This window comes from Schaalia odontolytica (assembly GCF_005696695.1).
GTDB classification, from domain to species: Bacteria; Actinomycetota; Actinomycetes; order Actinomycetales; family Actinomycetaceae; genus Pauljensenia; species Pauljensenia odontolytica_C.
Window position 1 is genome coordinate 1250865 of sequence record NZ_CP040006.1, and the last position, 24317, is coordinate 1275181.

The 24317-nt window shown below is 64.9% G+C and carries 16 protein-coding genes and 1 tRNA gene; 7 read left to right on the forward strand and 10 right to left on the reverse strand.

The window, feature by feature from the left end; all coding sequences use genetic code 11:
• The first annotated feature begins 9 nt into the window (after window positions 1-9).
• The 3 genes from glnA to FBF35_RS05545 all read left to right on the forward strand — a co-directional run bounded on the left by glnA (window position 10) and on the right by FBF35_RS05545 (window position 5378).
• Window positions 10-1434 (forward strand): type I glutamate--ammonia ligase, encoded by a 1425-nt coding sequence (gene glnA / locus FBF35_RS05535; RefSeq protein ID WP_060567326.1) that lies wholly within the window; start codon window positions 10-12, stop codon window positions 1432-1434.
• A gap of 115 nt (window positions 1435-1549) precedes the next feature.
• Complete coding sequence (locus tag FBF35_RS05540; protein ID WP_060567327.1) at window positions 1550-3415, forward strand: AMP-dependent synthetase/ligase; 1866 nt, start codon at window positions 1550-1552, stop codon at window positions 3413-3415.
• Window positions 3416-3461: 46 nt separating this feature from the next.
• A complete protein-coding gene (locus FBF35_RS05545; RefSeq protein WP_060567328.1) occupies window positions 3462-5378 on the forward strand; it encodes an AMP-dependent synthetase/ligase in 1917 nt (638 codons plus the stop codon).
• 91 nt (window positions 5379-5469) lie between these two features.
• Here FBF35_RS05545 and FBF35_RS05550 read toward each other — a convergent pair whose 3' ends face one another.
• Window positions 5470-5964 (reverse strand): hypothetical protein, encoded by a 495-nt coding sequence (locus FBF35_RS05550; protein ID WP_060567329.1) that lies wholly within the window; start codon window positions 5962-5964, stop codon window positions 5470-5472.
• Between the two features lie 14 nt (window positions 5965-5978).
• Window positions 5979-8843 carry an excinuclease ABC subunit UvrA gene (uvrA, locus tag FBF35_RS05555; RefSeq protein ID WP_060567330.1) on the reverse strand — a complete coding sequence of 955 codons (2865 nt, stop codon included), beginning with the start codon at window positions 8841-8843 and terminating at the stop codon, window positions 5979-5981.
• A 56-nt stretch (window positions 8844-8899) separates the two neighbouring features.
• Between uvrA and FBF35_RS05560 the strand changes: the two genes are divergently transcribed.
• Complete coding sequence (locus tag FBF35_RS05560) at window positions 8900-9181, forward strand: YciI family protein (protein WP_003792462.1); 282 nt, start codon at window positions 8900-8902, stop codon at window positions 9179-9181.
• 69 nt (window positions 9182-9250) lie between these two features.
• On the opposite strand, the gene FBF35_RS05565 is transcribed toward FBF35_RS05560, so the two are convergent.
• From FBF35_RS05565 to coaE, 5 genes are all read right to left on the reverse strand, one after another.
• Complete coding sequence (locus FBF35_RS05565) at window positions 9251-11641, reverse strand: cation-translocating P-type ATPase (protein ID WP_060567331.1); 2391 nt, start codon at window positions 11639-11641, stop codon at window positions 9251-9253.
• The gene (locus FBF35_RS05570; RefSeq protein ID WP_060567332.1) at window positions 11631-12629 is read right to left on the reverse strand and encodes a TerC/Alx family metal homeostasis membrane protein; all 999 of its coding nucleotides are present in this window, start codon (window positions 12627-12629) and stop codon (window positions 11631-11633) included. Before FBF35_RS05570 ends, FBF35_RS05565 begins: the two co-directional genes overlap by 11 nt.
• A 58-nt stretch (window positions 12630-12687) precedes the next feature.
• Window positions 12688-13668: a TerC family protein gene (locus FBF35_RS05575; RefSeq protein WP_060567333.1), complete on the reverse strand. Its 981-nt coding sequence runs from the start codon at window positions 13666-13668 to the stop codon at window positions 12688-12690.
• A gap of 275 nt (window positions 13669-13943) precedes the next feature.
• Complete coding sequence (uvrB, locus tag FBF35_RS05580) at window positions 13944-16028, reverse strand: excinuclease ABC subunit UvrB (protein ID WP_060567334.1); 2085 nt, start codon at window positions 16026-16028, stop codon at window positions 13944-13946.
• An 82-nt stretch (window positions 16029-16110) separates the two neighbouring features.
• Window positions 16111-16803, reverse strand: a complete 693-nt coding sequence (gene coaE / locus FBF35_RS05585; protein ID WP_410060423.1) for a dephospho-CoA kinase — start codon at window positions 16801-16803, stop codon at window positions 16111-16113.
• 91 nt (window positions 16804-16894) lie between these two features.
• On the opposite strand from coaE, the gene brnQ reads away from it, so the two are divergent.
• Window positions 16895-18247 (forward strand): branched-chain amino acid transport system II carrier protein, encoded by a 1353-nt coding sequence (brnQ, locus tag FBF35_RS05590; protein WP_082632887.1) that lies wholly within the window; start codon window positions 16895-16897, stop codon window positions 18245-18247.
• A gap of 364 nt (window positions 18248-18611) precedes the next feature.
• On the opposite strand, the gene rpsA is transcribed toward brnQ, so the two are convergent.
• Together rpsA and polA are read right to left on the reverse strand one after the other, a co-directional pair.
• Window positions 18612-20048, reverse strand: a complete 1437-nt coding sequence (gene rpsA / locus FBF35_RS05595) for a 30S ribosomal protein S1 (protein WP_003792472.1) — start codon at window positions 20046-20048, stop codon at window positions 18612-18614.
• 171 nt (window positions 20049-20219) lie between these two features.
• Window positions 20220-22946, reverse strand: a complete 2727-nt coding sequence (gene polA / locus FBF35_RS05600; RefSeq protein ID WP_187348935.1) for a DNA polymerase I — start codon at window positions 22944-22946, stop codon at window positions 20220-20222.
• Between polA and FBF35_RS05605 the strand changes: the two genes are divergently transcribed.
• The gene (locus FBF35_RS05605; RefSeq protein WP_060567336.1) at window positions 22945-23421 is read left to right on the forward strand and encodes a PaaI family thioesterase; all 477 of its coding nucleotides are present in this window, start codon (window positions 22945-22947) and stop codon (window positions 23419-23421) included. The genes polA and FBF35_RS05605 overlap by 2 nt on opposite strands.
• Window positions 23422-23481: 60 nt before the next feature.
• Here FBF35_RS05605 and FBF35_RS05610 read toward each other — a convergent pair whose 3' ends face one another.
• Entirely contained in the window at window positions 23482-24072 is a 591-nt protein-coding gene (locus FBF35_RS05610) for an ANTAR domain-containing response regulator (RefSeq protein ID WP_007588074.1), read from the reverse strand.
• Window positions 24073-24135: 63 nt separating this feature from the next.
• Between FBF35_RS05610 and FBF35_RS05615 the strand changes: the two genes are divergently transcribed.
• A tRNA-Leu gene (locus FBF35_RS05615) sits at window positions 24136-24209 on the forward strand.
• Window positions 24210-24317: the final 108 nt, after the last annotated feature.

The window sequence follows — 24317 nt, forward strand, 5'->3', positions numbered from 1 at the left end:
AGGACGTTCATGTTCACCTCCACCCAAGAGGTCGCAGACTTTATCTCCGAGCAGAACATTGAACTCGTCGACGTGCGCTTCTGCGACGTCCCCGGGGTTCAGCAGCACTTTACGATCCCCGTGAGCGAGTTCCTGGACGCCGCTTTGTCGGACGGCCTGATGTTCGACGGCTCCTCGGTGCGAGGATTCACCGCCATCCACGAGTCCGACATGAAGCTCATCCCGGACATCTCCTCCGCGTTCGTCGATCCGTTCCGCGATCGCAAGACCCTGGTCGTGAACTTCTCGATCGTCGACCCCTTCACCGACGAGCCCTTCTCGCGCGACCCGCGCCAGGTGGCCGCCAAGGCCGAGGCCTACCTGCGTTCGACCGGCATCGCAGACGAGTGCTTCATCGGCGCCGAGGCGGAGTTCTACCTCTTCGACGACGTGCGCTACCAGGTCACCCCGCACAACACCTTCTTCTCCGTCGACTCCCCCGAGGCGTACTGGAACACCGGTCGCGCCGAAGAGGGCGGCAACATGGGCTACAAGGTGCCCATCAAGGGCGGCTACTTCCCCGTCTCCCCCGCCGACAAGTACGCGGACGTGCGCGACGAGATGAGCCGCCTTCTCGAAGAGGTTGGCCTGACGATCGAGCGCGCCCACCACGAGGTCGGCTCGGGTGGCCAGCAGGAGATCAACTACCGCTTCGCGACGCTGCAGACCGCGGCCGACGACATGATGAAGTTCAAGTACGTCATCAAGAACTCCGCCCTCGAGTTCGGTCATTCCGCAACCTTCATGCCTAAGCCCCTGTTCGGCGACAACGGCTCGGGCATGCACACGCACATCTCGCTGTGGAAGAACGGCGAGCCCCTGTTCTACGACGAGCGCGGCTACGGCTCCCTGTCCGACACGGCCCGCTGGTTCATCGGCGGCCTGCTCGAGCACGCGCCCGCGCTCCTCGCCTTCACGAACCCGTCGGTGAACTCCTTCCGACGCCTGGTTCCCGGTTTCGAGGCTCCGATCAACCTCGTGTACTCGGCGCGCAACCGCTCCGCATGCATCCGCATCCCCGTGACGGGCACGTCGCCCAAGGCCAAGCGCGTGGAGTACCGCGTGCCGGACCCGAGCGCCAACCCCTACCTGGCGTTCTCCGCGTGCCTCATGGCGGGCATCGACGGCATCAAGCGCCGCATCGAACCGGCAGCCCCCATCGACAAGGACCTCTACGAGCTGCCCCCGGCCGAGTACCAGGACATCGCGAAGCTGCCCGGCTCCCTTGAGGCCGCCCTCGACGCACTGCGCGAGGACCACGAGTTCCTCACCGAGGGCGACGTCTTCACGCAGGACCTCATCGACACGTGGCTCGAATACAAGGAGACCAACGAGGTCGCCCCGATGCGCGCCTACCCGCATCCTTTCGAATATCAGCTCTACTACGATCTGTGATCTAATCGTCACTCAGCGGCCCCCACCCCGATTAAGGGGCGGGGGCCGCGCCACAACCAGTAGACTCACATCGAACCTGTTGTTCAGTCTTTGAACCGACATCCCGGAGGACACGATGAAGCGCATGCGTGATGGCTCGTACACGATTAAGCCGACGTACAAGGTCGGCGAGCACGACATCGTTCCGGACATGCTGGCCAAGCGCGCGCTCCTGCACCCCGACCAGGTGGCGGTCGAGCAGCGCACTTCCGTCGGCTCCACGCGTTCTCTCACCACGTCTGAGCTCCAGCGCCAGGTCGAGTACACCGCCTGCGGCCTCATCGGCCTCGGCGTACAGGCGGGCGACGCGGTCGCGATCCTGGCCCCGACCTCGTACGAGTGGCTCCTCCTCGACCTCGCGCTCCTGTCCATCGGCGCTATCACCGTCCCGATTTACGAGTCCGACTCCGCCGCCCAGATCGAGCACATCCTCACCGACGCGCACGTGACCCGCGTCTTCACGGCCACCACCCAGCAGGCCGAACTCGTGCACTCCGTGGCTCCCGAGTACACCGTGGCGGTCGACTCCTTCGACCGCGGTGCCCAGCGCATGATCGCGCGCGCCGCCACCGGTATCACCATCGAAAATGTCGAGCAGCGCCGCGCAGCCATCTCCTCCTCTGACATCGCCACCATCATCTACACCTCCGGAACGACCGGAAACCCCAAGGGCGTGGCCCTCACGCACGCGAACTTCGTGGCTACCGCGGAGGGCGCCCGCCAGGTCCTCGGCGACGTCATCGACTCCCCCGAAACCCGCCTGCTCCTCTTCCTGCCCGTCGCCCACGTGCTCGCTCGCCTCGTCATGCACGTGATCCTCTCGGGCCAGGGAGTCCTCGGCTTCTCCCCCAGCATCAAGAACCTGCTGCCGGACATTCAGGCCTTCAAGCCCTCCGTGCTCCTGGTCGTCCCCCGCGTGCTCGAGAAGGTCTACAACGCGGCCTCCTCCAAGGCGGGCGGTGGAATCAAGGGCCGCATGTTCGCGTGGAGCGCCAAGCAGGCGCGCACGTTCTCCGTGGCCTCTGAGAAGACCTTCGGCCCCGGCCTGTTCAAGAAGATGCGCCACGGCATCGCCGACGCGCTCGTCCTCAAGAAGATCCGCTCGGTTCTGGGCCCCAACCTGCGCTACATCGTCTCCGGCGGCGCTCCCCTGGCCACCGACCTCGCCCACTTCTACGCCGGCATGGGCATCACCCTCATCCAGGGCTACGGCCTGTCCGAGACCACCGGCCCGATCTCCGTCCAGCACATCGGCAAGAACCCCGTCGGCGGCGTCGGACTGCCCCTGCCCGGCAACTTCATCAAGATCGCCAAGGACGGCGAGATCCTCGTGCGCGGCCAGTCCGTCATGCCCGGCTACTACCACCTGCCCGAGCAGACCGCCGAGGTCATGCCCGACGGCAAGTGGTTCCACACCGGCGACCTGGGCTCGATCGACCGCAAGGGCCAGCTGACCATTACGGGCCGCAAGAAGGAACTCATCGTCACCGCGGGCGGAAAGAACGTGTCCCCCGAGGTCCTCGAGGACTCCCTGGCCACGCACCCGCTCATCGCGAACGTCATCGTCGTCGGCGATCAGCGCCCCTACGTCGGCGCGCTGTTCACCCTCGACGCCGACATGCTGCCCGACTGGCTGGCCAAGCACGGCCTGCCGCAGTGCTCGCCCACCGAGGCCGCCGAGCTGCCCGCCGTGCGTGAGTCCCTCGAGAAGGCCGTCGAACGCGCCAACAAGGCCGTCTCCCGCGCCGAGTCGATCCGCAAGTTCCGCATCATCGACGCCACCTTCACCGTCGAGAACGGCTACGTGACGCCGTCGATGAAGCTGCGCCGCCGCAAAGTTCTCACCGACTACGCCCACGAGGTCGACGCCCTGTACGGCGGCCCTGTCTCCGCCGAACCGGCGAAGAAGCGCGGGCTTTTCGGCCGCAGCAAGAAGAACTGATCCCACCACGCACGGCGCACAGCGCCCACCCCACGAAAGGACCGCAATGACGGTACGCAGGCTCGCCGACGGCTCATGGGAGTCGATCGCGACCCGAGAAGCCACCGAGGACATGAACCTGCCGAAGATGCTCCACCAGCGCGTGGCATCTCACCCCGGGCAGATCGCGATCGAGCGCCGCTCCAACGTCGGCGCGTGGCGCCCGGTCACGATGGAGACCTTCCTCGGCGAGGCCGACTCGATTGCGCGTGGCCTCATCGGCATCGGGCTCGAGCCCGGCGACCACCTGGCGATCCTGGCCCCCACCTCCTACGAGTGGGCACTCATCGACGTGGCCGCGCTGTCCTGCGGTGCCATCACCGTGCCCATCTACGAGACGGACTCCGCCTCGCAGATCGCGCACATCCTGGCCGACGCCGACGTGCGCATCGTCATCACAGCCACCACGCAGCAGGCCGAGCTGGTTGAGTCCGTGCGTACCGAGGGCGTGCGCCATATCCTCTCCTTGGACCGCGGCGCCGAGCGCGTCCTGACCGGCGCCGCACAGGGCGTCACGGTCGAACAGGTGCGAGAGCGCACCGACGCTGTCAGGCTGAGCGACGAGGCAACGGTCATCTACACCTCCGGCACAACCGGCATGCCCAAGGGCGTCGTGCTCACGCACTGCAATTTCATCTCGCCGATGCTGCAGGCCTACGACTTCCTGCCTCTCCTCATCAACGACCCGAAGTCGCGTTCCCTACTCTTCCTGCCGGTCGCCCACGTGCTCGCGCGTTTCGTCATGTACTGCCTGCTCGCAGGCCAGGGTGTCACCGCGTTCTCCCCCGACACGCGCAACCTGGTCAACGACATCGCGACCTTCAAGCCGACGATGCTCCTCGTTGTCCCGCGCGTCATGGAAAAGGTCTACAACGCCGCCGCCGCTAAGGCCGGCGGCGGCATGAAGGGCCGTCTGTTCTCCTGGGCCGCCAACCAGGCGCGCGCCCTGTCCAAGGCGACCGCCTACATCGACTCTCCCCTGCCCGAGTCCGCCGTCGCGGGTCCCGGCCCGGACACGACGCCCATTCCCGACGCCTCGGCGATGCCCTCCCCCGGCCCGTCGACCGCGCTCAAGCTGCGCGGCCGCGTCGCCGACGCGCTGGTCCTGTCGAAGGTCCGCGCGATCCTGGGCCCCAACCTGCACACGATCATCTCGGGCGGTGCTCCCCTGGCCCTCGACCTGGCGAACTTCTATCGCGGCCTGGGCATCACGCTGCTGCAGGGCTACGGCCTGTCCGAGACGACCGGCCCGATCTCCGTGGAGACGCCCCAGGACTTCCCACCGGACTCGGTGGGCTTCCCCTGGCCGGGCAACCGCATGAAGATCGCTCCCGACGGCGAGCTGCTCGTCCAGGGTATCTCCGTGTCGAAGGGCTACCACAACCTGCCCGAGGCCACGGCTGAGGCCTACGTCGACGGCTGGTTTAAGACCGGCGACCTCGCCTCCATCGACGATCGCGGCCACCTACGGATCACGGGCCGCAAGAAGGAACTCATCGTCACCGCGGGCGGCAAGAACGTCTCCCCTGAGATCCTCGAAGAGTCCCTGTCGACGCACCCACTCATTGCGAACATCATCGTGGTTGGCGACAACCGGCCGTACATCGGCGCTCTCATCGCTCTGGACACGGAGATGCTGCCCGAGTGGCTCGCGGCCCACGGCCTGCCCGTCGTGGACGCGGCGCAGGCCGCGAACCTTCCCGAGGTGCGCGACTCGCTCGAGAAGGCGATCGCCCGCGCCAACAAGGCGGTCTCTCGCGCCGAGTCGATCCGCCGCTACCGCATCGTCAATGCTGCCTTCACCGTGGAGAATGGTTACATGACGCCCTCCCTCAAGCTCAAGCGCCGCCGCGTCCTGGCCGACTACGCCGACGAGGTCGACGCCCTGTACGCGTCTGGCGAGGCGGAGAAGAACCAGGAGTAACCCGGCAACCTGACCGGTGATTACGCACCAACAAAGCGGCCCCGGCCTCGTTCATAGACGAGGTCGGGGCCACTTCGTGCTTTGATGCCTCCTAATCCCGGCTATTGCGACCGGCGACGAATGCGCAGAAGAGAGCGAGGAGGACAGCGACGCCCGCGACGGGCAGCGGAATCCAGTACGCCAGACGGTAGGCAAACTCCATGATGCCGGCGATCGCCATCGCGACCACCAGGAACAGGTGGAAGGCCCTCGACCACAGGAATCCGCTCGATCCACCGCTCCACAGAGACACGAGCGTCATCAGCAAGAAGACGAACGCAACCGTATAGAGCGCGCCCACCATGCCCATCAGCCACGTGTGCCGGGCCTCGGCCTGCACGAGAACGCACAAGCTCAGGTTTCCGATGCCCGCCACGAAGCCGCAGCTCAGGCCGAAGACCCGCGATCGACCGACCCCGCGTGCCATGAGCGCGGAGATCGTGAGCGTAGCTGCGACGCCCATGAGCGCAATGACGATCAGGTGGACCCATGCTGGCCAGAAGTACATGTGGCCGAAATAGCGGTAACCAGGAAGCATAAGGCCCATCCTAACCGTTCACGCTACTGGGCAGCTGCGTCGCGCGCGGCCTCCTTCGCGAGAACCTCGGCGAGGTACTGGCCGGTAAAGGATTCCTCAACCTTCGCGACCTCTTCGGGCGTACCCTGCGCGACGACCGTGCCGCCTCCAGCGCCGCCTTCGGGACCCATGTCGATGATCCAGTCGGCGCTCTTGATGACATCCAGGTTGTGCTCGATGACGATGACCGTGTTGCCCTTGTCAGCGAGCGACTGGAGCACCAGGAGGAGCTTGCGGATGTCTTCGGAGTGCAGGCCGGTCGTGGGCTCGTCGAGCACGTACACCGTACGCCCGGTCGAGCGTCGCTGCAGCTCGGAGGCCAGCTTCACGCGCTGGGCCTCGCCGCCCGACAGGGTCGTCGCGCTCTGGCCGAGGCGCACATAGCCCAGGCCGACCTCGACGAGCGTGTTGAGGTGGCGGGCGATGCGCGAGATCGGTGCGAAGAACTGCGCGGCCTCGGCGATCGGCATGTCGAGGACATCCGCGACGGTCTTGCCCTTGTACTCGACCTCGAGGGTTTCGCGGTTGTAGCGGGCGCCGTGGCAAACCTCGCAGGGCACGTAGACGTCGGGCAGGAAGTTCATCTCGATCTTCAGGGTGCCGTCGCCCTTGCAGGACTCGCAGCGCCCGCCCTTGACGTTGAAGGAGAAGCGTCCCGGACCGTAACCGCGCACCTTCGCCTCCTGCGTCTCAGCGAAGAGCTTGCGGATCTGATCCCACACGCCGGTGTAGGTCGCCGGATTCGAGCGCGGCGTCCGGCCAATCGGGCTCTGGTCCACGTGCACGACCTTGTCGAGCTGCTCGATGCCCGTAATCGTGCGGTGGCGGCCGGGCACCATGCGCGCGCCGTTAAGGCGCGAGGCCAGGGTGCGATACAGGATGCCGTTGACCAGCGTCGACTTGCCGGAACCGGACACGCCGGTGACGGCGGTGAGCACGCCGAGCGGGAAGGACACGTCGACGTTCTTTAGGTTGTTTTCGCGTGCGCCCTTCACCGTGACGACGCGCTTCTTGTCGATCGGGCGTCGGGTCGGAGGCAGGACGATGCGGCGCTTGCCTGACAGGTACTGGCCGGTCAGCGACTTGCGGTTGTTCAGCAGCTCCGAGAGCGGGCCCGAGTGCACGACCCAGCCGCCGGTCTCACCGGCACCGGGGCCGATGTCGACGATCCAGTCGGCGGCTTCCATCGTCTCCTCGTCGTGTTCGACGACGATGAGCGTGTTGCCAAGGTCGCGCAGGCGCTCGAGGGTGGCGATGAGCTTGCGGTTATCGCGCTGGTGCAGGCCGATCGAAGGCTCGTCGAGGACGTACAGGACGCCGACGAGGCCGGAGCCGATCTGCGTGGCCAGGCGGATACGCTGCGCCTCGCCGCCCGAAAGAGTGCCCGCTCCGCGCGACAGCGTCAGGTAGGTAAGTCCAACGTCGACGAGGAAGGCCAGGCGGGCCTCGATCTCCGTGAGGATAGGCGCGGCAATCGAGCGGGCACGCTGCTCGAGCTCGACGTCTGCGAGGAACGCGCGAGCGTCCGCGATTGACATGTCGGACAGTTCCGCGATCGACTTGTCGCCGATGCGCACGGCGAGAACCTCGGGCTTGAGGCGCGCGCCGTGGCACGTCGGGCACGGGATCTCGCGCATGTAGGAATCGAGCTTTTCGGACACTGCCGCGGACTCGGTTTCCTCGCGCTTGCGCTCGATGTACTTGACGGCGCCCTCGAAGCCCGTCGTATAGGAGCGCTCGCGACCCCAGCGGTTACGGAACTTGACCGTGACCTCGTAGTCCTTGCCGTACAGGACCGCGTCCTTGACCTTCTTGGGCAGGGACTTCCACGGGGTGCCCATCGCGAAGCCCAGTTCCTTGGACAGGGATTCGAGGAGCTTCTTGTGGTACTTGAAGTTCGAGTTCCAGGGGATGACTGCGCCGTCGGCGAGGGAGAGTTCCTCGTCGGGCACGACCAGGTCGGGGTCGACCTCGAGGCGGAAGCCGAGGCCCGCGCAGTCGGGGCAGGCACCGTAGGGCGCGTTGAAGGAGAAGGTGCGCGGCTCGATCTCGTCGAGCATCAGCGGGTGGTCGTTGGGGCACGCGCGCTTCTCGGAGAAGCGGCGGCGACGCTCGGGATCGTCGGCGTCCAGGTCGACGCAGTCGATGACGACGAGTCCATCCGACAGGCGCAGGGCGGTCTCGACGGAGTCGGTGAGGCGCTGGCGCATGCCTTCGCGAACGACGAGACGGTCGACGACGACCTCGATCGTGTGCTTGAGCTTCTTCTCGAGCTTGGGTGCGTTCTCGAGACGAACCAACTCATCATCGATGATCGCGCGCGTGTAGCCTTCGGAGCGCAGCTCGTCGATGAGGTCCTGGTACTCGCCCTTACGGCCGCGCACGACCGGGGAAAGCACCTGGAAGCGAGTTCCCTCGTCCATCGTGCGCACACGGTCGACGATCTGCTGAGGCGTCTGTGCCTGAATGCGTGCCCCACACTCGGGGCAGTGCGCCACGCCCGCGCGGGCGTAGAGCAGACGCAGGTAGTCGTGAATTTCCGTGATCGTGCCGACGGTCGAGCGCGGATTACGCGAGGTCGACTTCTGGTCGATGGAGACGGCGGGCGACAGGCCTTCGATGAAGTCCACGTCGGGCTTGTCCATCTGTCCGAGGAACTGGCGCGCATACGAGGACAGTGACTCCACGTAGCGGCGTTGTCCCTCGGCGAAAATCGTGTCGAAGGCGAGGGAGGACTTACCGGATCCGGACAGGCCGGTGAAGACGATCATGGAGTCGCGGGGCAGCTCAAGGTTCACGTCCTTGAGGTTGTGTTCGCGAGCACCCTGGATGATTAGCTTGTCATGCACCCCTCGATCCTAGCTGCCCTCTAGGCAAAAACGCGGATCAGGGCTAGTGTTGGGCTATGGCATTCTACGCAGTTGAATACGTGTACAACCCCTCGATGACCGAGACCATGGACGAGGTTCGCCCAACGCACCGCGCGTTCCTGTCCGGCCTGCTCGAGCAGGGGATCAACATCGCGTCCGGCCCCCTCGTTGGCGAGATCCCCGGCGCCCTGATCCTCATCAACGCCGAGAGCCAGGCCGACGTCGAGCGCATCCTGAACGAGGATCCCTTCTACGTCGCCGAGGTCATCCAGGCGCGCCTCATCCGCGAGTGGAACCCCGTCATCCGGGCGTTCTGATTCACGTAAACGTTCGAGGCCGGGGCCGGGTTCGCACCCGGCACCGGCCTCAACTCGTATCGAGCGCTCTCAGCCTTCGAGTGAGCGGGCGAACTGGCGCGCGTAGAAGATGCGCTGAGCAACCTCGACGAGGAGGGCCGCGCAGGCACCGACGCACGCGATGACGAGCCACTCGTATCCGCTCGGCGCGACCATCGAGAAGAAGTGGCGCACGGGCGGAATGAGCACGCCGCCCACGGTCGCGGAGATGACGCTGACCAGGAGCACCCACTTCCAGGTCGAGAGCGGGCGCGACGTGATGACGAGAAGCCAGATGGCGCCCAGCATGAGGGAGAGGATCGCGGCCGTGGACTCGCGCGCCTGCGGGGGTCCGTCGACGATGCCGAAGGCGGTGAGGGCGGCCGACGCGAGGATGATGCCCGTGGGCATCGCGAGCGACAGCGTGCGCTTCAGGAATCCGGGCACGTAGCGGCGCGGGTTCGGCCACAGGGCCAGGAAGAACGCGGGAATGCCGATGGTCAGCGAGTCGATGTAGCTGAACTGGCGGGGCAGGAACGGGTAACGCCAGCCGACCAGGGCCGTCACGATGACGAGCACGGCGGCATACGTGGTCTTGGCCAGGAACAGCGAGGACACGCGTTCCATGTTGGCGATGATGCGGCGCCCCTCCGAGAGAACACCCGGCAGCACCGAGAACTTCGAATCCACGAGGACAATCTGCGCGACCGCCTTCGTGGCCTGCGTACCGTTGCCCATCGCGATACCCAGGTCGGCGTCCTTGAGCGCGAGGGCGTCGTTCACACCGTCGCCCGTCATGGCCACACAGTGATCGCGTGCCTGGAGCGCGCCGACCATCGCGCGCTTCTGCTCGGGAGTCACGCGACCGAACACGTCGTGGTTCTCGATCGCGTCAATGAATGCCTCAGAGGTCAGGTCTTCGGGCAGGTCACGCGCGTCCATGAGGCGCGCGGGCGTGCCGTCGGGCGCGGTCAGGCCTGCCTGCGCGGCCAGCGCGCCGACCGTCGTCGGGTTGTCACCCGAAATAACGCGGACGTGCACGTCCTGCGAGCGGAAGTAGTCGAGCGTCTCTGCAGCGTCGGGGCGCAGGTCCTCCTCGAGGACCACGAGGGCGGCAACCGAACGGCGTGCAGGAAGCTCGTCATCGACCACAGCCTCGTCGGCGTGGACAAGGGCGACCACGCGGGAGCCCTCCTGGGCGATGCCGCGCACCTTCGCGAGGAGCTTGGCGTTGGCGGCCGAGGCCTCGTCGATGACGAACTCAGGGGCGCCGAGGATCCAGGATTCGCTCCCGCTCCCCCACGCGCTCCACTTGCGGGCCGAGGAGAAGGGGACGGACCACTCGATCCGCTCGGACGCGCCGGAACACTCAGATTCGCCCAGGTGCTCCCAGATGGCCTCCGCCGTCGCGTTGGTGCGGTCGCTCGCTGCGCTTGCCAGCGCCCGGAGGACCACGGCCTCGTCACCGGAAACGACCTCAACGCCACGCACTCGAATACCGCCGGTCGTCAGCGTGCCCGTCTTGTCGAGGCACAGGCAGTCCACGCGCGCAAGGACCTCCACGGCAGGAAGTTCCTGGACGAGCACGCCCCGGCGTGCCAGCGTCGCCGAGCCGATCGCGAAGTTCATGGACGTCAGGAGCACCAGGCCCTGCGGGATCATGCCGATCACCGAGGCGACCGAGAGCACGAGGGCCTCGCGCCAGTCTCCCCCGTGTCCGCCGGCGATGCGATTTTGCGAGTAGAAGGTCAGGACGACGATCGGAAGCAGCATGACGGAGACAACCTGCAGCACCCGGTTAATCGACGTCTGGATCTCCGAGACCGTACGCGTGAAGGCGCGCGCCTGTTCGGACAGGCCCTGCGCGTAAACGCGCTCACCCACAGCCGTGGCCACCATGCGGCCAGCACCCGCGACGACGCTCGTGCCGGCCAACAGCTGGTCGCCCTGCTTCTTCTTCACGGGGCGCGACTCGCCGGTCAGCAGCGACTCGTCGATTTCGAGGCCCGCCGAGGACAGGACCGTACCGTCCACGCTCACCTGATCGCCAAGCGTCAGATCGATGACGTCGTCGAGCACGACGTCACGTGCTGGGACGACCGACAGCGTGCCGTCACGCAGGACGGTCGCCTGCGGAGCATCGACGATAGCGAGCGAGTCGAGGGTTCGCTTGGCACGCAGCTCAGACACGATGCCGATCACCGCGTTGATGATCATCACGCCGCCGAAAATACCATCACGCAGGTCGCCGAACAGCAGCACGATGACCGACGCCGCGACGATGATCGCGTTAAACAGCGTCAGCACGTTCTCTCGAATAATCGACGTCACCGAGCGGGACGTACGGTCCTTCACCCGGTTGACCGCTCCGCGCGCGACGCGCTCAGCGACCTCGGCGGCGCTCAGGCCATGTTCATCGATCGTCAGGCTGTCAGCGCTCATCGGCACCCTCCTCGTCCATCGCGCTGCGCACCAGCGACGCAATCACGGTGACCACGAGAGTCACGACGATGACTCCCAGCGACACTGACACCGAAATCTCCGGCGCCCACTCGAGCCCGCGGCCGCCGTTGATAAACGGCAGCGTGTTGGCATGCAGGGCCTCAAGAATCAGCTTGATACCGATAAAGCTCAAAATGACGCCGAGGCCGTAACCCAGGTACACGAGCTTTCCGAGGAGCGCGTCCACCAGGAAGAACAGCTGTCGCAGCCCCATGAGTGCAAACACATTGCACGCAAACACCAGGAACGCCTGCGAGGTGATACCAAAGATCGCGGGAATCGAGTCGAAGGCAAACATGAGGTCGGCGGATCCCAAGGCCAGCACGACGACGAACAGCGGGGTGAGGTACGTGCGACCACCGTGACGGTACAGCATGCGGTCGCCGATAAAGCCGTCCGTGATGGGCAGGACTCGGCGTACGACGCGGATGAAAGCGTTCTCCTCGTATTCTTCGTCGTCGCCGCCACCTGTCACGGTCTCCTTGATCTGCGAGAAAGCAGTCCACAGCAGCCACACGCCGAAAATGAAGAACACCCAGGAGAAGCGCGCCACCAGCGCAGCACCCAGCAGAATGAACACAAGGCGCAGCAGCAGTGCGATAACGATGCCGAAAAGCAACGCCTTCTGCTGGTTCTCTCGCGGCACCCGGAACGCTTTCAGGATCAGGATGAACACGAAAAGGTTGTCCACGGACAGCGACCATTCCATCGCCCATCCCGCGTAGAACTCCTGGGCGTACAGCCACCCGTTCGTCAGCCAGATTCCGACGCCGAAGACGGCTGCCAATCCCACGTAGAACAGCGTCCAGCGAGCCGCCTCGGCAGCCGTCGGCGGATGGGGATTACGGGCATGCCCGAGGAAATCGAGCGCGACCAGACCGATGGCAACGAGGGCCAGAATGCCCCACGCCCACGGGTGAACAACCATGAGTACCTCTTAACTATCCGTCCATGGAATTTTACCGCTGTCCCACGGTCCACTCACGTCACGCGCGCCGTTTGCTGGAAACCGCGAGGGAAGCCACGACCGTGACCAGGATCGTCACGACGATGAAGCCCAGGGAGAACGCGATGGACGGCTCGGGGATCGCGGATACCTCGTGGCCGCCATTGATGAACGGCAGTTCGTTGGTGTGCAGCGCATGGTTGATCAGCTTGAAGCCGATGAAGCCCAGAATCGCGGCAAGGCCGTAGTGGAGGAACACGATGCGGTCGAGCAGGCCATCGATGAGGAAGTAGAGCTGGCGCAGGCCGAGCAGTGAGAACGCGTTGGCAGCGAACACCAGGTACGCCTCGGAGGTCAGCGAGTAGATCGCGGGGATCGAGTCGACGGCGAACATGACGTCGGCGGTACCGATCGCGATGACGCACAGCAGCATCGGCGTGATGTAGGTGCGGCCGCCGTGGCGGTAGAGCATACGCGAGCCGATAAAGCCGTCGGTGACGGGCACGACCTTCGACACCCAGCGCACGATTGACGGCGGGCGGTACTCCTCGTCGTCGTCATCGCTGGAGCCTTCGCGGACCTGACTGATCGCTGTCCACAGCAGCCACGCGCCGAACAGGTAGAAGACCCACGAGAAGTTTTCGATGAGCGCGGCGCCCGCCAGAATGAAGATGAGGCGCAGAACCAGGGCGATGATGATGCCGGCGAGCAGCACCTCCTGCTGGTTTTTCCTGGGTACGCGGAAGGTGGACAGGATGATGACGAACACGAAAAGGTTGTCGATACTCAGCGCTTTTTCAGTGATGTAACCGCCGAGGTATTCCTGGCCGTATTGGGGTCCCCAGACCGCCCAGACGATGGCGCCGAAAATAAGGGCGATCGCGATGTAGGCGACGGACCACCAGGTCGCTTCCTTAAGCGTGGGTTCGTGGGGTGTGCGGACATGGCCGACGGTGTCGACAACGATCATGGTCAGGATGATGCCAGCCAGGACGATCCAGGCAAGGGCGTGCACGTGCATACGTGGGGCCTCCGGTACGAGTCGGGTACCGGAGGTCTCCTCCCGCCAGGAAATCCTGGCCGGTGACGCCGGAGGCCGCGCCGCGTGGGCGGGCCGTCGTGATGACGACGCCACTGTTGGTGGGAGTACTCCCCTCCGCTAACGCTTCCATCCTAGTCGGTGCACCTCGTGTCACGTCCCCACGTGCGACGTGGCGTCGGTCGCGATTCCCACCGGGCGCTTATGACGAGGCCGTGGTTGCCCCGCGCCGACAGGCAACCGGGGCGGGTTCGGCGTCAGTGGGCGCGCTTCATGGCGCGCAGTTCCTTCTTCAGGTCTTCGATCTCGTCGCGCAGACGCGCCGCGACCTCGAATTGGAGGTGCTGAGCGGCGGTCATCATCTGGGCGGACAGCTCCTCGATAAGTTCGGCGAGCTCGGCCTCGGCGCGCTGACCCGATGTCACGGCACGGCCGCCACCAGTCGCGTCACTACGCTCCCTCTTGCTCTTCTCCTTGCGGTACCCGCCCTCAAGGAGGGTCTGCGTATCGACCTGCTCGCGGGCGAGCATGTCGGTCACGTCGGAGATCTTCTTGCGTAGTGGCTGCGGGTCGATACCGTGTTCCTTGTTGTAGGCGATCTGGATCTCGCGACGACGCATCGTCTCCGAGATGGCCTCGTTCATGGAATCCGTCATGTTGTCCGCGTACATGTGGACCTCACCGGACACGTTTCGGGCGGCGCGGCCGATCGTCTGGATGAGCGAGCGGGTGGAGCGCAGGAAGCCTTCCTTGTCCGCGTCAAGAATCGACACGAGGGAGACCTCGGGTAGGTCGAGGCCCTCACGCAGCAGGTTGATGCCGACCAGCACGTCGAAGGTGCCCAGGCGCAGCTCGCGCAGCAGCTCGACGCGGCGCAGGGTGTCGACGTCGGAATGCAGGTACTCGACCTTGACGCCGCGCTCGGCGAGGTAGGTCGTGAGCTCCTCGGCCATTTTCTTCGTCAGGGTGGTGACCAGGACGCGCTCGTCGCGTTCGACCCGCACGCGCACCTGTTCCAGCAGGTCGTCAATCTGGCCCTCGGTGGGCTTGACGACGACGAGCGGGTCAACGAGGCCCGTCGGGCGAATGATCTGCTCGACAACACCATCGGAGCGCTCGAGCTCGTAGGGGCCGGGGGTCGCCGACAGGTAGACGGTCTGTCCGATGCGCTCGGTGAACTCATCCCACTTAAGAGGACGGTTGTCCATCGCGGAGGGCAGGCGGAACCCGTAGTCGACGAGGGTGCGCTTACGCGACATGTCTCCCTCGAACATCGCGCCGATCTGCGGGACGGTCACGTGCGACTCGTCGATGATGAGCAGGAAGTCGTCGGGGAAGTAGTCCAGCAGCGTGTGCGGAGGCGTGCCGGGTCCGCGCCCGTCGATGTGGCGAGAGTAGTTTTCGACGCCCGAGCATGAGCCAATTTCTTTGAGCATCTCCAGGTCGAAGGTGGTGCGCATGCGCAGGCGCTGCTCCTCGAGCAGCTTGTTCTGGCCGCGGAACCACGCGAGGCGATCATCGAGCTCGTCCTCGATGGAGGCGATCGCCTTCTTCATACGCTCCTCGCCGGCCACATAGTGCGAGGCCGGGAACAGGTAGGTGTGGTCGACCTGGTCGATCACGTCGCCCGTGAGGGGGTGTAGCACCGCGAGGGAATCAATCTCGTCGCCGAACATCTCGATGCGGATCGCGAGTTCCTCGTACACGGGGATGATCTCGATCGTATCGCCGCGCACGCGGAAGGTACCGCGCGTAAACGCCATATCGTTGCGGACGTACTGCATCGCCACGAAGCGGCGTAGCAGCGCATCGCGGTCGATGATCATGCCGCGTTCGAGCTCGATCATGCGGGCCACGTATTCCTCGGGAGTACCGAGGCCGTAGATGCAGGACACCGATGAGACAACGACCGTGTCACGCCTCGTGAGCAGCGAGTTCGTGGCACTGTGGCGCAGCCGCTCAACCTCGTCGTTGATCGAGGAGTCCTTCTCGATGAAGGTGTCCGTCTGGGGCACGTATGCCTCGGGCTGGTAGTAGTCGTAGTAGGAGACGAAGTACTCGACGGCGTTGTTCGGAAGCAGCTCGCGGAACTCGGCCGCGAGCTGGGCGGCAAGCGTCTTGTTCGGCTCAAGGACAAGAGCGGGACGCTGCAGCTCCTCGATCAGCCATGCGGTGGTCGCGCTCTTACCCGTGCCCGTCGCGCCCATGAGGACGACGTCCTGTTCGCCGTCTCGAATGCGCGCAGCCAGCTCCCGGATCGCCTTGGGTTGGTCGCCCGACGGCGTATAGGGAGAGATGGCCTCGAAAGGCTTGTTGTGGCGGGTCACGACGTTATTGCTCACGCTCCTACGCTACCGCCCAGGCACTGGAGCTGCGCGCACAAAGCGCACGGGTTCGCGACGAGCGTGGAGTGCCCCGGCCTCGTCAATCAGTGACGGGAGCGTCCGGGGTCAGCCAACGCTCATAAACGAGGCGCGCGACTGCCTCGAGGTCGTCGGAGCTACCCTCATTGTCGATCCAGATCGTGGCGATGGCCCGACGCTCCTCCGACGAGGCCTGGGCGCGGATACGTGCACGCGCGTCCTCGGGCGCAACTCCCCTGCCCGCCAGACGCTTAACACGTTCCTCGATGGGTGCGTCCACGATGACGACCGCGTCGAAGCGATCCGCGTGGTCCCCTTCGATAAGAAGCGGAATGTCGTAGACCGCGAGGCTTCCTTCCGGGGCTCCACGCAGGATCGACCACGCGCGCGCCTCAATGAGGGGGTGGGTGATGGCATTGAGCCGAGCGACGCGCTCAGAGGCTCCTTCGCCTCCGAAGACCCGGGAGGCCAGGAGCGCCCGGTCCAGACTCCCGTCTTCCTTCAACAGGTCGCCTCCGAAGGCGCGCGCGACCTCGCTCAGCGCTGGCTCGCCCGGTTCGAGGATTTGCCGTGCGATAGCATCGGCGTCCGCAGTCACCGCACCCCGAGATGCGAAGACACGCGTCACGGCGGTCTTACCTGAACCGATGCCTCCGCTGACCGCAATAATTCGGCGCGGTCCCTGCGTGTGAGGCGCACCGATCGGACGAATGAGGGTCGCCGTGCAAGCCCCACAACTCAGAGTCGTATTCACACCCACAGGGTAGCTCGCCAATTGTTGCTTTTTGTGGTCGTCATGCAAGAATTGGGGCTGTTATAGAACCCACACCATCAAGTGAGTAGCAGTGACGCAGACAGTCAATGACGATTCCGCGGGACGCTCAAGCAGCACCGCCGTCCTCATCGCGACCTCTCTGACGCTTTTCTCAATGTTTTTCGGCGCAGGTAACCTCATTTTCCCGCCGATCATGGGCGCGTCCGCAGGAACAAACTTAGCTCCCGCGATGATCGGCTTCCTGATCGGCGGCGTCGCGCTGCCGGTCATCTCCATCATCACGATCGCACTGTCGGGCACCGACATGCGCGACCTCGTGAGCCGCGCCGGCACATCTTTCGGGATCGTCTTTTCCGTCATGGTGTACCTGTCGATCGGTGCCTTCTACGCGCTCCCGCGTACGGGTGCGGTATCGTTCTCGACCGCCGTCGCACCTCTCATCGGCACGAAGTCACTGACCGCGTCGATCATCTTCAGCTTCATTTTCTTCGGCATCGCGTTCTATCTGTGCTGGAATCCCGGCACAATCATCGACAACCTCGGCAAGATCCTCACCCCAATCCTGCTCGGGCTTCTCGTCCTCCTCGTCTTCCTGTGCCTGGCGTCGCTGCCTGCTTCGCATGACGCTCCGACCGGAGAGTACGCTGCCAATCCCCTGGCGGCGGGCCTACTCGAGGGCTACATGACGATGGACTCGATCGCCGCTCTGGCTTTCGGCATCATCGTCGTCACATCGCTCGGACACACCGGGGGCGGTATCGGGGCAAAGGTCGTGCGCCGGACCTCGACGGCGGCCATTATCGCGGGTTCGCTGCTCGCCGTCGTCTACGTGGGCCTGGGACTCATCGGTCACGTGATCCCGAATGCTCAGAGCTACAGTGACGGCGCGACGCTTCTCGCGGATGCCGCCCAGATGACGATGGGATGGCCCGGGCAGATCGTCTTTGGCCTCATCGTGCTGACGGCCTGCATGACGACGGCGGTCGGCCTGATCGCAGCGACCTCCGAATTTTTCCACCGCCTGCTCCCGGCCATCTCCTACCGCGCGTGGATGATTGTCTTCACGATTATCTCGTTCGTGCTGGCTTCGGCGGGACTGAGCTCGGTGCTCGCCATCGCGGTACCGATCATCACGTTCCTCTACCCCATCGCGATCACCATCGTCTTCCTGACGATCGCAACCCACCCGCTGCGTCTGGCCACCCCGGCGCTGTGGACGTTCCGACTGGGCACCTGGATGGCGGCGGCGTGGTCGGCGGCGACGACGCTGGCTCATGTCAGCGTTTACCCCGAGCACATCAATGCGGTGCTCATGTGGAGCCCGCTCCAGGCGAACCAGCTTGGCTGGATCCTCCCCACGGTCATCGCGGCGGCGATCGGCGCGTGCATCGATGTGGCAGTGATGAAGCGTTCGGCTACCTAAGCGCAACGAGTGTACGGCCCACGGGCCGCTAGAGCCTGGCTGAGGCGCACGTGGGCGGCGGCGGGGCCTGGCCCCACAGGTGTGGAGGGCGCCGGAGGGACCGGAGGGCACGGGCGGGCTTCGAGGCGCGGCTCCGAACGAAGTGAGGACGCCTAGCCTCGCGGGCGGCCGGGGCCTCCGGCGCCCGGAACACCCGTGGGGCCACAAGCAGCCCCGCACCCAGCGGGAGAGCCTCGCGGCAGCCGGAGATCTGGCGGCGCAACAACCACACAAAAAAGTGGTGGCCCCCAGGAAAACCTGGGGACCACCACTCATGCGTTCACTTGCGTGAACTGACGAGTCGAAGCTCAGTCGAAAGACTGGTTCAGTTGTTCGTCAGCTTCTCACGCAGCGCGGCCAGGGCCTCGTCGGAAGCAAGGGTGCCCTCGTTGTCGACCGGGGTCGAGTAGGAGGCCTGCTCCTCGATGGAGGGAGCCGCTTCGGCGTCCTCTTCGAGGGCCTTGCGGACCTGAGCCTTGTGGGCCTCCCAGCGGGCCTGAGCCTCGGCGTACTGGGCTTCCCAAGCCTCGCGCTGAGCGTCGAAGCCTTCCATCCACTCCTGGGTCTCCGGATCGAAGCCCTCGGGGTACTTGTAGTTGCCGTTCTCGTCGTACTCGGCAGCCATGCCGTAGAGCGAAGGATCGAACTCTTCGGAGGTCGGATCCACGCCCTCGTTGGCCTGCTTGAGGGACAGGGAGATGCGGCGACGCTCGAGGTCGATGTCGATGACCTTGACGAAGACCTCTTCGCCAACCTTGACGACCTGGTCCGGCAGCTCGACGTGACGCTGAGCCAGCTCGGAAATGTGGACGAGGCCCTCGATGCCGTCCTCGACGCGGACGAACGCGCCGAAGGGGACCAGCTTGGTGACCTTGCCGGGCACAACCTGGCCGATGGCGTGGGTGCGGGCGAATGCCTGCCACGGATCTTCCTGGGTGGCCTTGAGCGACAGGGAGACGCGCTCGCGATCCATGTCGACGTCGAGAACCTCGACGGTGACTTCCTGGCCAACCTCGACGACCTCGGACGGGTGGTCGATGTGCTTCCAGGACAGCTCGGAGACGTGAACCAGGCCGTCGACACCACCGAGATCGACGAACGCGCCGAAGTTGACGATGGAGGAAACGACGCCGGAGCGCACCTGGCCCTTCTGCAGGGTGTGCAGGAAGTTCGTGCGGACCTCGGACTGGGTCTGCTCGAGCCATGCGCGGCGGGACAGGACCACGTTGTTGCGGTTCTTGTCGAGCTCGATGATCTTCGCTTCGATCTCGCGACCGATGTAGGGGGCGAGGTCGCGGACGCGACGCATCTCAACGAGGGAGGCGGGCAGGAAGCCACGCAGGCCGATGTCGAGGATCAGGCCGCCCTTGACGACCTCGATGACGGTACCGGTAACGACGCCGTCCTCTTCCTTGACCTTCTCGATCTGGCCCCACGCGCGCTCGTACTGCGCACGCTTCTTCGACAGGAGGAGGCGGCCTTCCTTGTCTTCCTTCTGGAGGACGAGCGCCTCGATCTGGTCGCCCACGGCGACAACGTCGTCGGGGTTGACGTCGTGCTTGATGGACAGCTCGCGAGAGAGGATGACACCCTCGGTCTTGTAGCCGATGTCAAGGAGGACCTCGTCGTGGTCGACCTTGACGACAGTGCCCTCGACGATGTCGCCATCGTTGAAGTACTTGATGGTCTCGTCGATGGCTGCGATCAGGTCTGCTTCCGAACCAATGTCGTTGATAGCGACCTGCGGCGTGTTGGTGGTCATGTAGTAGTTTCTCCGAAACGGACTGGATAGTAGATGGACAGTTCCGGCGCCCCGAGACGAATGCGGATGCACTCATCCCCAGACACCGTGAACCAGTTTAGCAGCCTTTAACGGGCAAATGTGACGAATTTGGCGACACTTTCCGTGGCGTGCGTCGCGTCGTCCCGCCGGTCAGTGAGCGGCGAGCTGCCAGGACGCGCCAATGCCGACAGCAACATCGAGTGGAACGGAGAGTTCCACGGGCGTCGCCATCTTGTCGCGGACGATCGCTTCAACGGCGGCCGCCTCGCCCGGCGCGACCTCGAGGAGCAGTTCGTCGTGGATCTGCACGAGGAGGCGCGACTTCAGGCCGGCTTCGGACAGGGCGTCGACGACGTTCATCATGGCGATCTTGACGATGTCCGCAGCGCTGCCCTGGATGGGCGCGTTGAGAGCGGCGCGCTCGGCCATCTCGCGCCGCTGACGGTTCGAGGAACGCAGGTCGGGCAGGTAGCGGCGGCGCCCGAACATGGTCTGGGTGTAGCCGTCGGCGCGCGCCTGGGCGACAAGCCCCTCGAGGTAGTCGCGCACCTTCCCGAAGCGTTCGAAGTAGCGATCGCGCAGGGCGGCGGCCTCGGGCACGGGAATACCAAGTTGAGCGGCGAGGCCGTAGGAGGACAGGCCGTACGCGAGGCCGTAGGAGGTCGCCTTGATGCGTGACCGTTCCTCGGCGCTCACCTCGGCAACCGGGGTTCCGAAGACCATGGACGCCATCGTGCGGTGCAGGTCCTCGCCGGAATTGAAGGCTTCAATGAGCGCCTCGTCCCCCGACAGGTGCGCCATGAGGCGCATTTCGATCTGCGAGTAGTCGGCGCTCATGAGCGACTCGAATCCCTCACCAGCGACGAAGGCGCCGCGGATACGCATACCGTCGGCGCTGCGCGCGGGAATGTTCTGCAGGTTCGGATCGGAAGACGCGAGGCGCCCCGTGGCCGCGGCGACCTGGGAGAAGGTCGTGTGGATGCGTCCATCGGAGGCGACGGTCGCGGACAGGGAGTCGACCATCTGCTTGAGCTTGATGCGGTCGCGGTGGGTGAGCAGGAATCCGAGGAAGTCGTGCCCCGCTCCCCCCTCGTCCGCGGTCTTCGCGTGCAGGTCTGCCAGGGCCTCGGCGTTTGTGGTGTACCCGGTCTTCGTCTTCTTCGTCTTGGGCAGGCCGAAATGGTCGAAGAGGAGCTCCTGGAGCTGCTTGGGGCTGGAGAGGTTGACCTCGCGGCCGGCGGCAGCCCACGCGCCCTCGCGCGCGGCGTCGACGGCCTTGCCGAGCTCGTCGGATAGACCGTCCAGCACGGACGTGTCCGCAGCGATGCCGATGTCTTCCATCTGACCGAGCAGGACCGACAGCGGCATCTCCATGTCGGTGAGCAGCGCACCCTCGGAGCTTTCCTCCAGGCGCGAGCGCAGAGTCGAGGCGAGCGGGTGAAGGTGGGCGGCCAACTTCCCGGCGCGTACCTGGGCGGCGCTCGGGCCAGCTCCCATGTCGCCGAGATCGAAGAGAGCCTCAGAGTCACCCTCCTCTTCCTCGATCACGACGCCAAGCACACGCGAGAGCACATCCTCCAGCTTGTGGGAGCGCTGATCGGGATGCGCGAGGTACGCCGCCAGCATCGTGTCGCACTCGACGGCGCCGAGAGTCCAGCCGCGCGACGCAAGGGCATGGCGCGTCCCCTTCGCGTCGTGCACGATGAGGGACGAGGCCGTGGCGAGTACCTCGGCTAGTGCTTCCTCCTGCTTGGGGCTCAGTTCGACGGGATCAATCACGAGCGCCTCGTTCTCGGAGGCGAGGACAAGGCGGGTGACGTCGCCGCGAGTCGGTCGCATATCTCCCTCAACGAGCACGGCGAGCGTCGAATGAGCGCGAGCCCACTGAGCAATGCCGCAGGAAGCATCCGCGAGCGACACCGAGATCTCCACCTCGGCCACACCCTCGGGCGTCTCGTCGACGTGCCCCTCCCCCATGCCGATACCTGCGACCTCGCGCACCTTCTGGCGCAGGCGGCCGAACTCGAGAGAATCAAAGAGACGATCGATGGCGGCGACATCCGTGGGGCGGCGGGCCAGATCACTGGGCGACACCTCAAGGTCCATGTCAGTGAGCAAGCGATTGAGGCGACGGTTGCGCACGACGTCATCCATGTGTTCGCGCAGGGCCGCTCCGCGCTTACCGCCGATTTCGTCAGCACGCGCCAAAAGGTTGTCCAGGCCGTCGTACTTATTGATCCACTGTGCGGCGGTCTTGGGACCGACTCCCGGAACGCCGGGCAGGTTATCCGAGGTCTCACCCACGATTGCGGCAATCTCGGGATAGCGGTGCGGCGGCACTCCGTACTTCTCCTCCACCGCCTGCGGAGTCATGCGGCGCAGATCGCCGGGACCCGTCCCCGGATACAGCACCGTGACGTTGTCAGTCACCGTCTGGAAGGAGTCGCGGTCGCCTGATACGACGAGCACGTTCGCACCGTCGTTGCCGGCGCGGTAGGCGAGCGTCGCGAGAATGTCGTCCGCTTCGAAGCCCTCGCGTGAGAGCGACACGATCCCCATCGCATCGAGCACCTCGCGAATCAGCTCTACCTGGCCCTTGAACTCCTCGGGCGTGGCATCACGTGTCCCCTTGTACTCCGGATACTCCTCGGTACGGAATGAGTGCCTTGACACATCGAAAGCAACAGCGACATGCGTCGGCCGTTCGGTCTCAAGCAGCCTCGTCAGCATTGAGACAAAGCCGTAAACGGCGTTCGTGTGCTGGCCCGTGGCCGTCACGAAGTTATCCGGCGGAAGGGCATAAAACGCACGAAAAGCCATCGAATGGCCGTCAATAATCAGCACAGTGTCACTCACACATGCCACCCTAGATGCCATGACACACGATCACCAGACGAAACACACGCATTCTTCCTCACCCGATCCGCTCGCACGCGGCGGCTGGGTCGGCGCCCACTGGCCCGGCACCCTGATGGAAGCCACCGGCATGGAAGTGCTGGAGCACAGCGCGTCACGCACCGTGATCTCCATGCCCATCGATGGAAACCGCCAGAGCGCCGGAATCCTCCACGGTGGCGCATCCGCTGCCCTCGCGGAGACCGCGGCGTCGTTTGCCGCACAGATTCATGCGCGTGAAGCTAACCCGGGCAAGCAGGCCTACGCCGTCGGGACTGAACTCAACGCCTCCCATATCAGTGCAGGACGCGAGGGCATTATCACTGCAACCGCGACCGCCGTTCACCTCGGCCGCAGCTCGACCGTCCACACCGTGGAGATTCGCGACGAGGCCGATCGACTAATCTCCATCGCGCGCGTGGCGAACCGCATCCTGGTGCGTTCGAGCCACGACTGAGTTGCCAGGGCACAGCAATGGGGAGGGTCACTTGACCCTCCCCATTCGCTCGTCTATGACTCAGTCGTCGACCTGGTTGATCACCGCGTCGGCAACCTCACGCATGGACAGACGACGATCCATCGATGTCTTCTGAATCCAGCGGAAGGCCTCGGGCTCGCTCATACCCATGTTCTTCATGAGCAGACCCTTCGCGCGGTCCACGCGCTTGCGGGTCTCGAAGCGATCCGACAGATCGGCGATCTGATCCTCGAGAGACTCGATCTCTGCGTGACGCGACAGAGCGATCTCGACGGCAGGGATCAGGTCAGCGGGACTAAAGGGCTTCACGACGTATGCCATCGCACCGGCGTCGCGTGCACGCTCAACGAGCTCCGTCTGCGAGAAAGCCGTCAGCATGACGACAGCGCAGGACAGCTCCTGCAGGATCTTCTCCGCAGCGGTGATGCCGTCCATCTTCGGCATCTTGACATCCATCACGCACAGATCGGGTTCGAGCTCGAGTGCCAGCTCGACAGCTTCCTCACCGTCGGCAGCCTCGCCAACGACCTCGAACCCCGCCTGGGTGAGCGTCTCAACGATATCGAGACGAATCAACCCCTCGTCTTCTGCGACGAGGACGCGACGCGGTTCAGCCTGCTCTTCACTCATTGTCATATTCCTCAGTTTGATCGGTTTGCTCAGCTGCTCTATTGTGGGACACGCACACGCGAAGCCCCGATAGCCCAACTGGCAGAGGCGGTCGGCTCAAACCCGGCTTGTTGTGGGTTCGAATCCCACTCGGGGTACCGCCAGTGGAGTACGTGCTCCTAATGGTACCGGCAATTCAGCACGTGTGCGACGTGCGTAGCACAAATTGATATAGCAAAATCGCAGACGAACAAGGGGCCGACAAG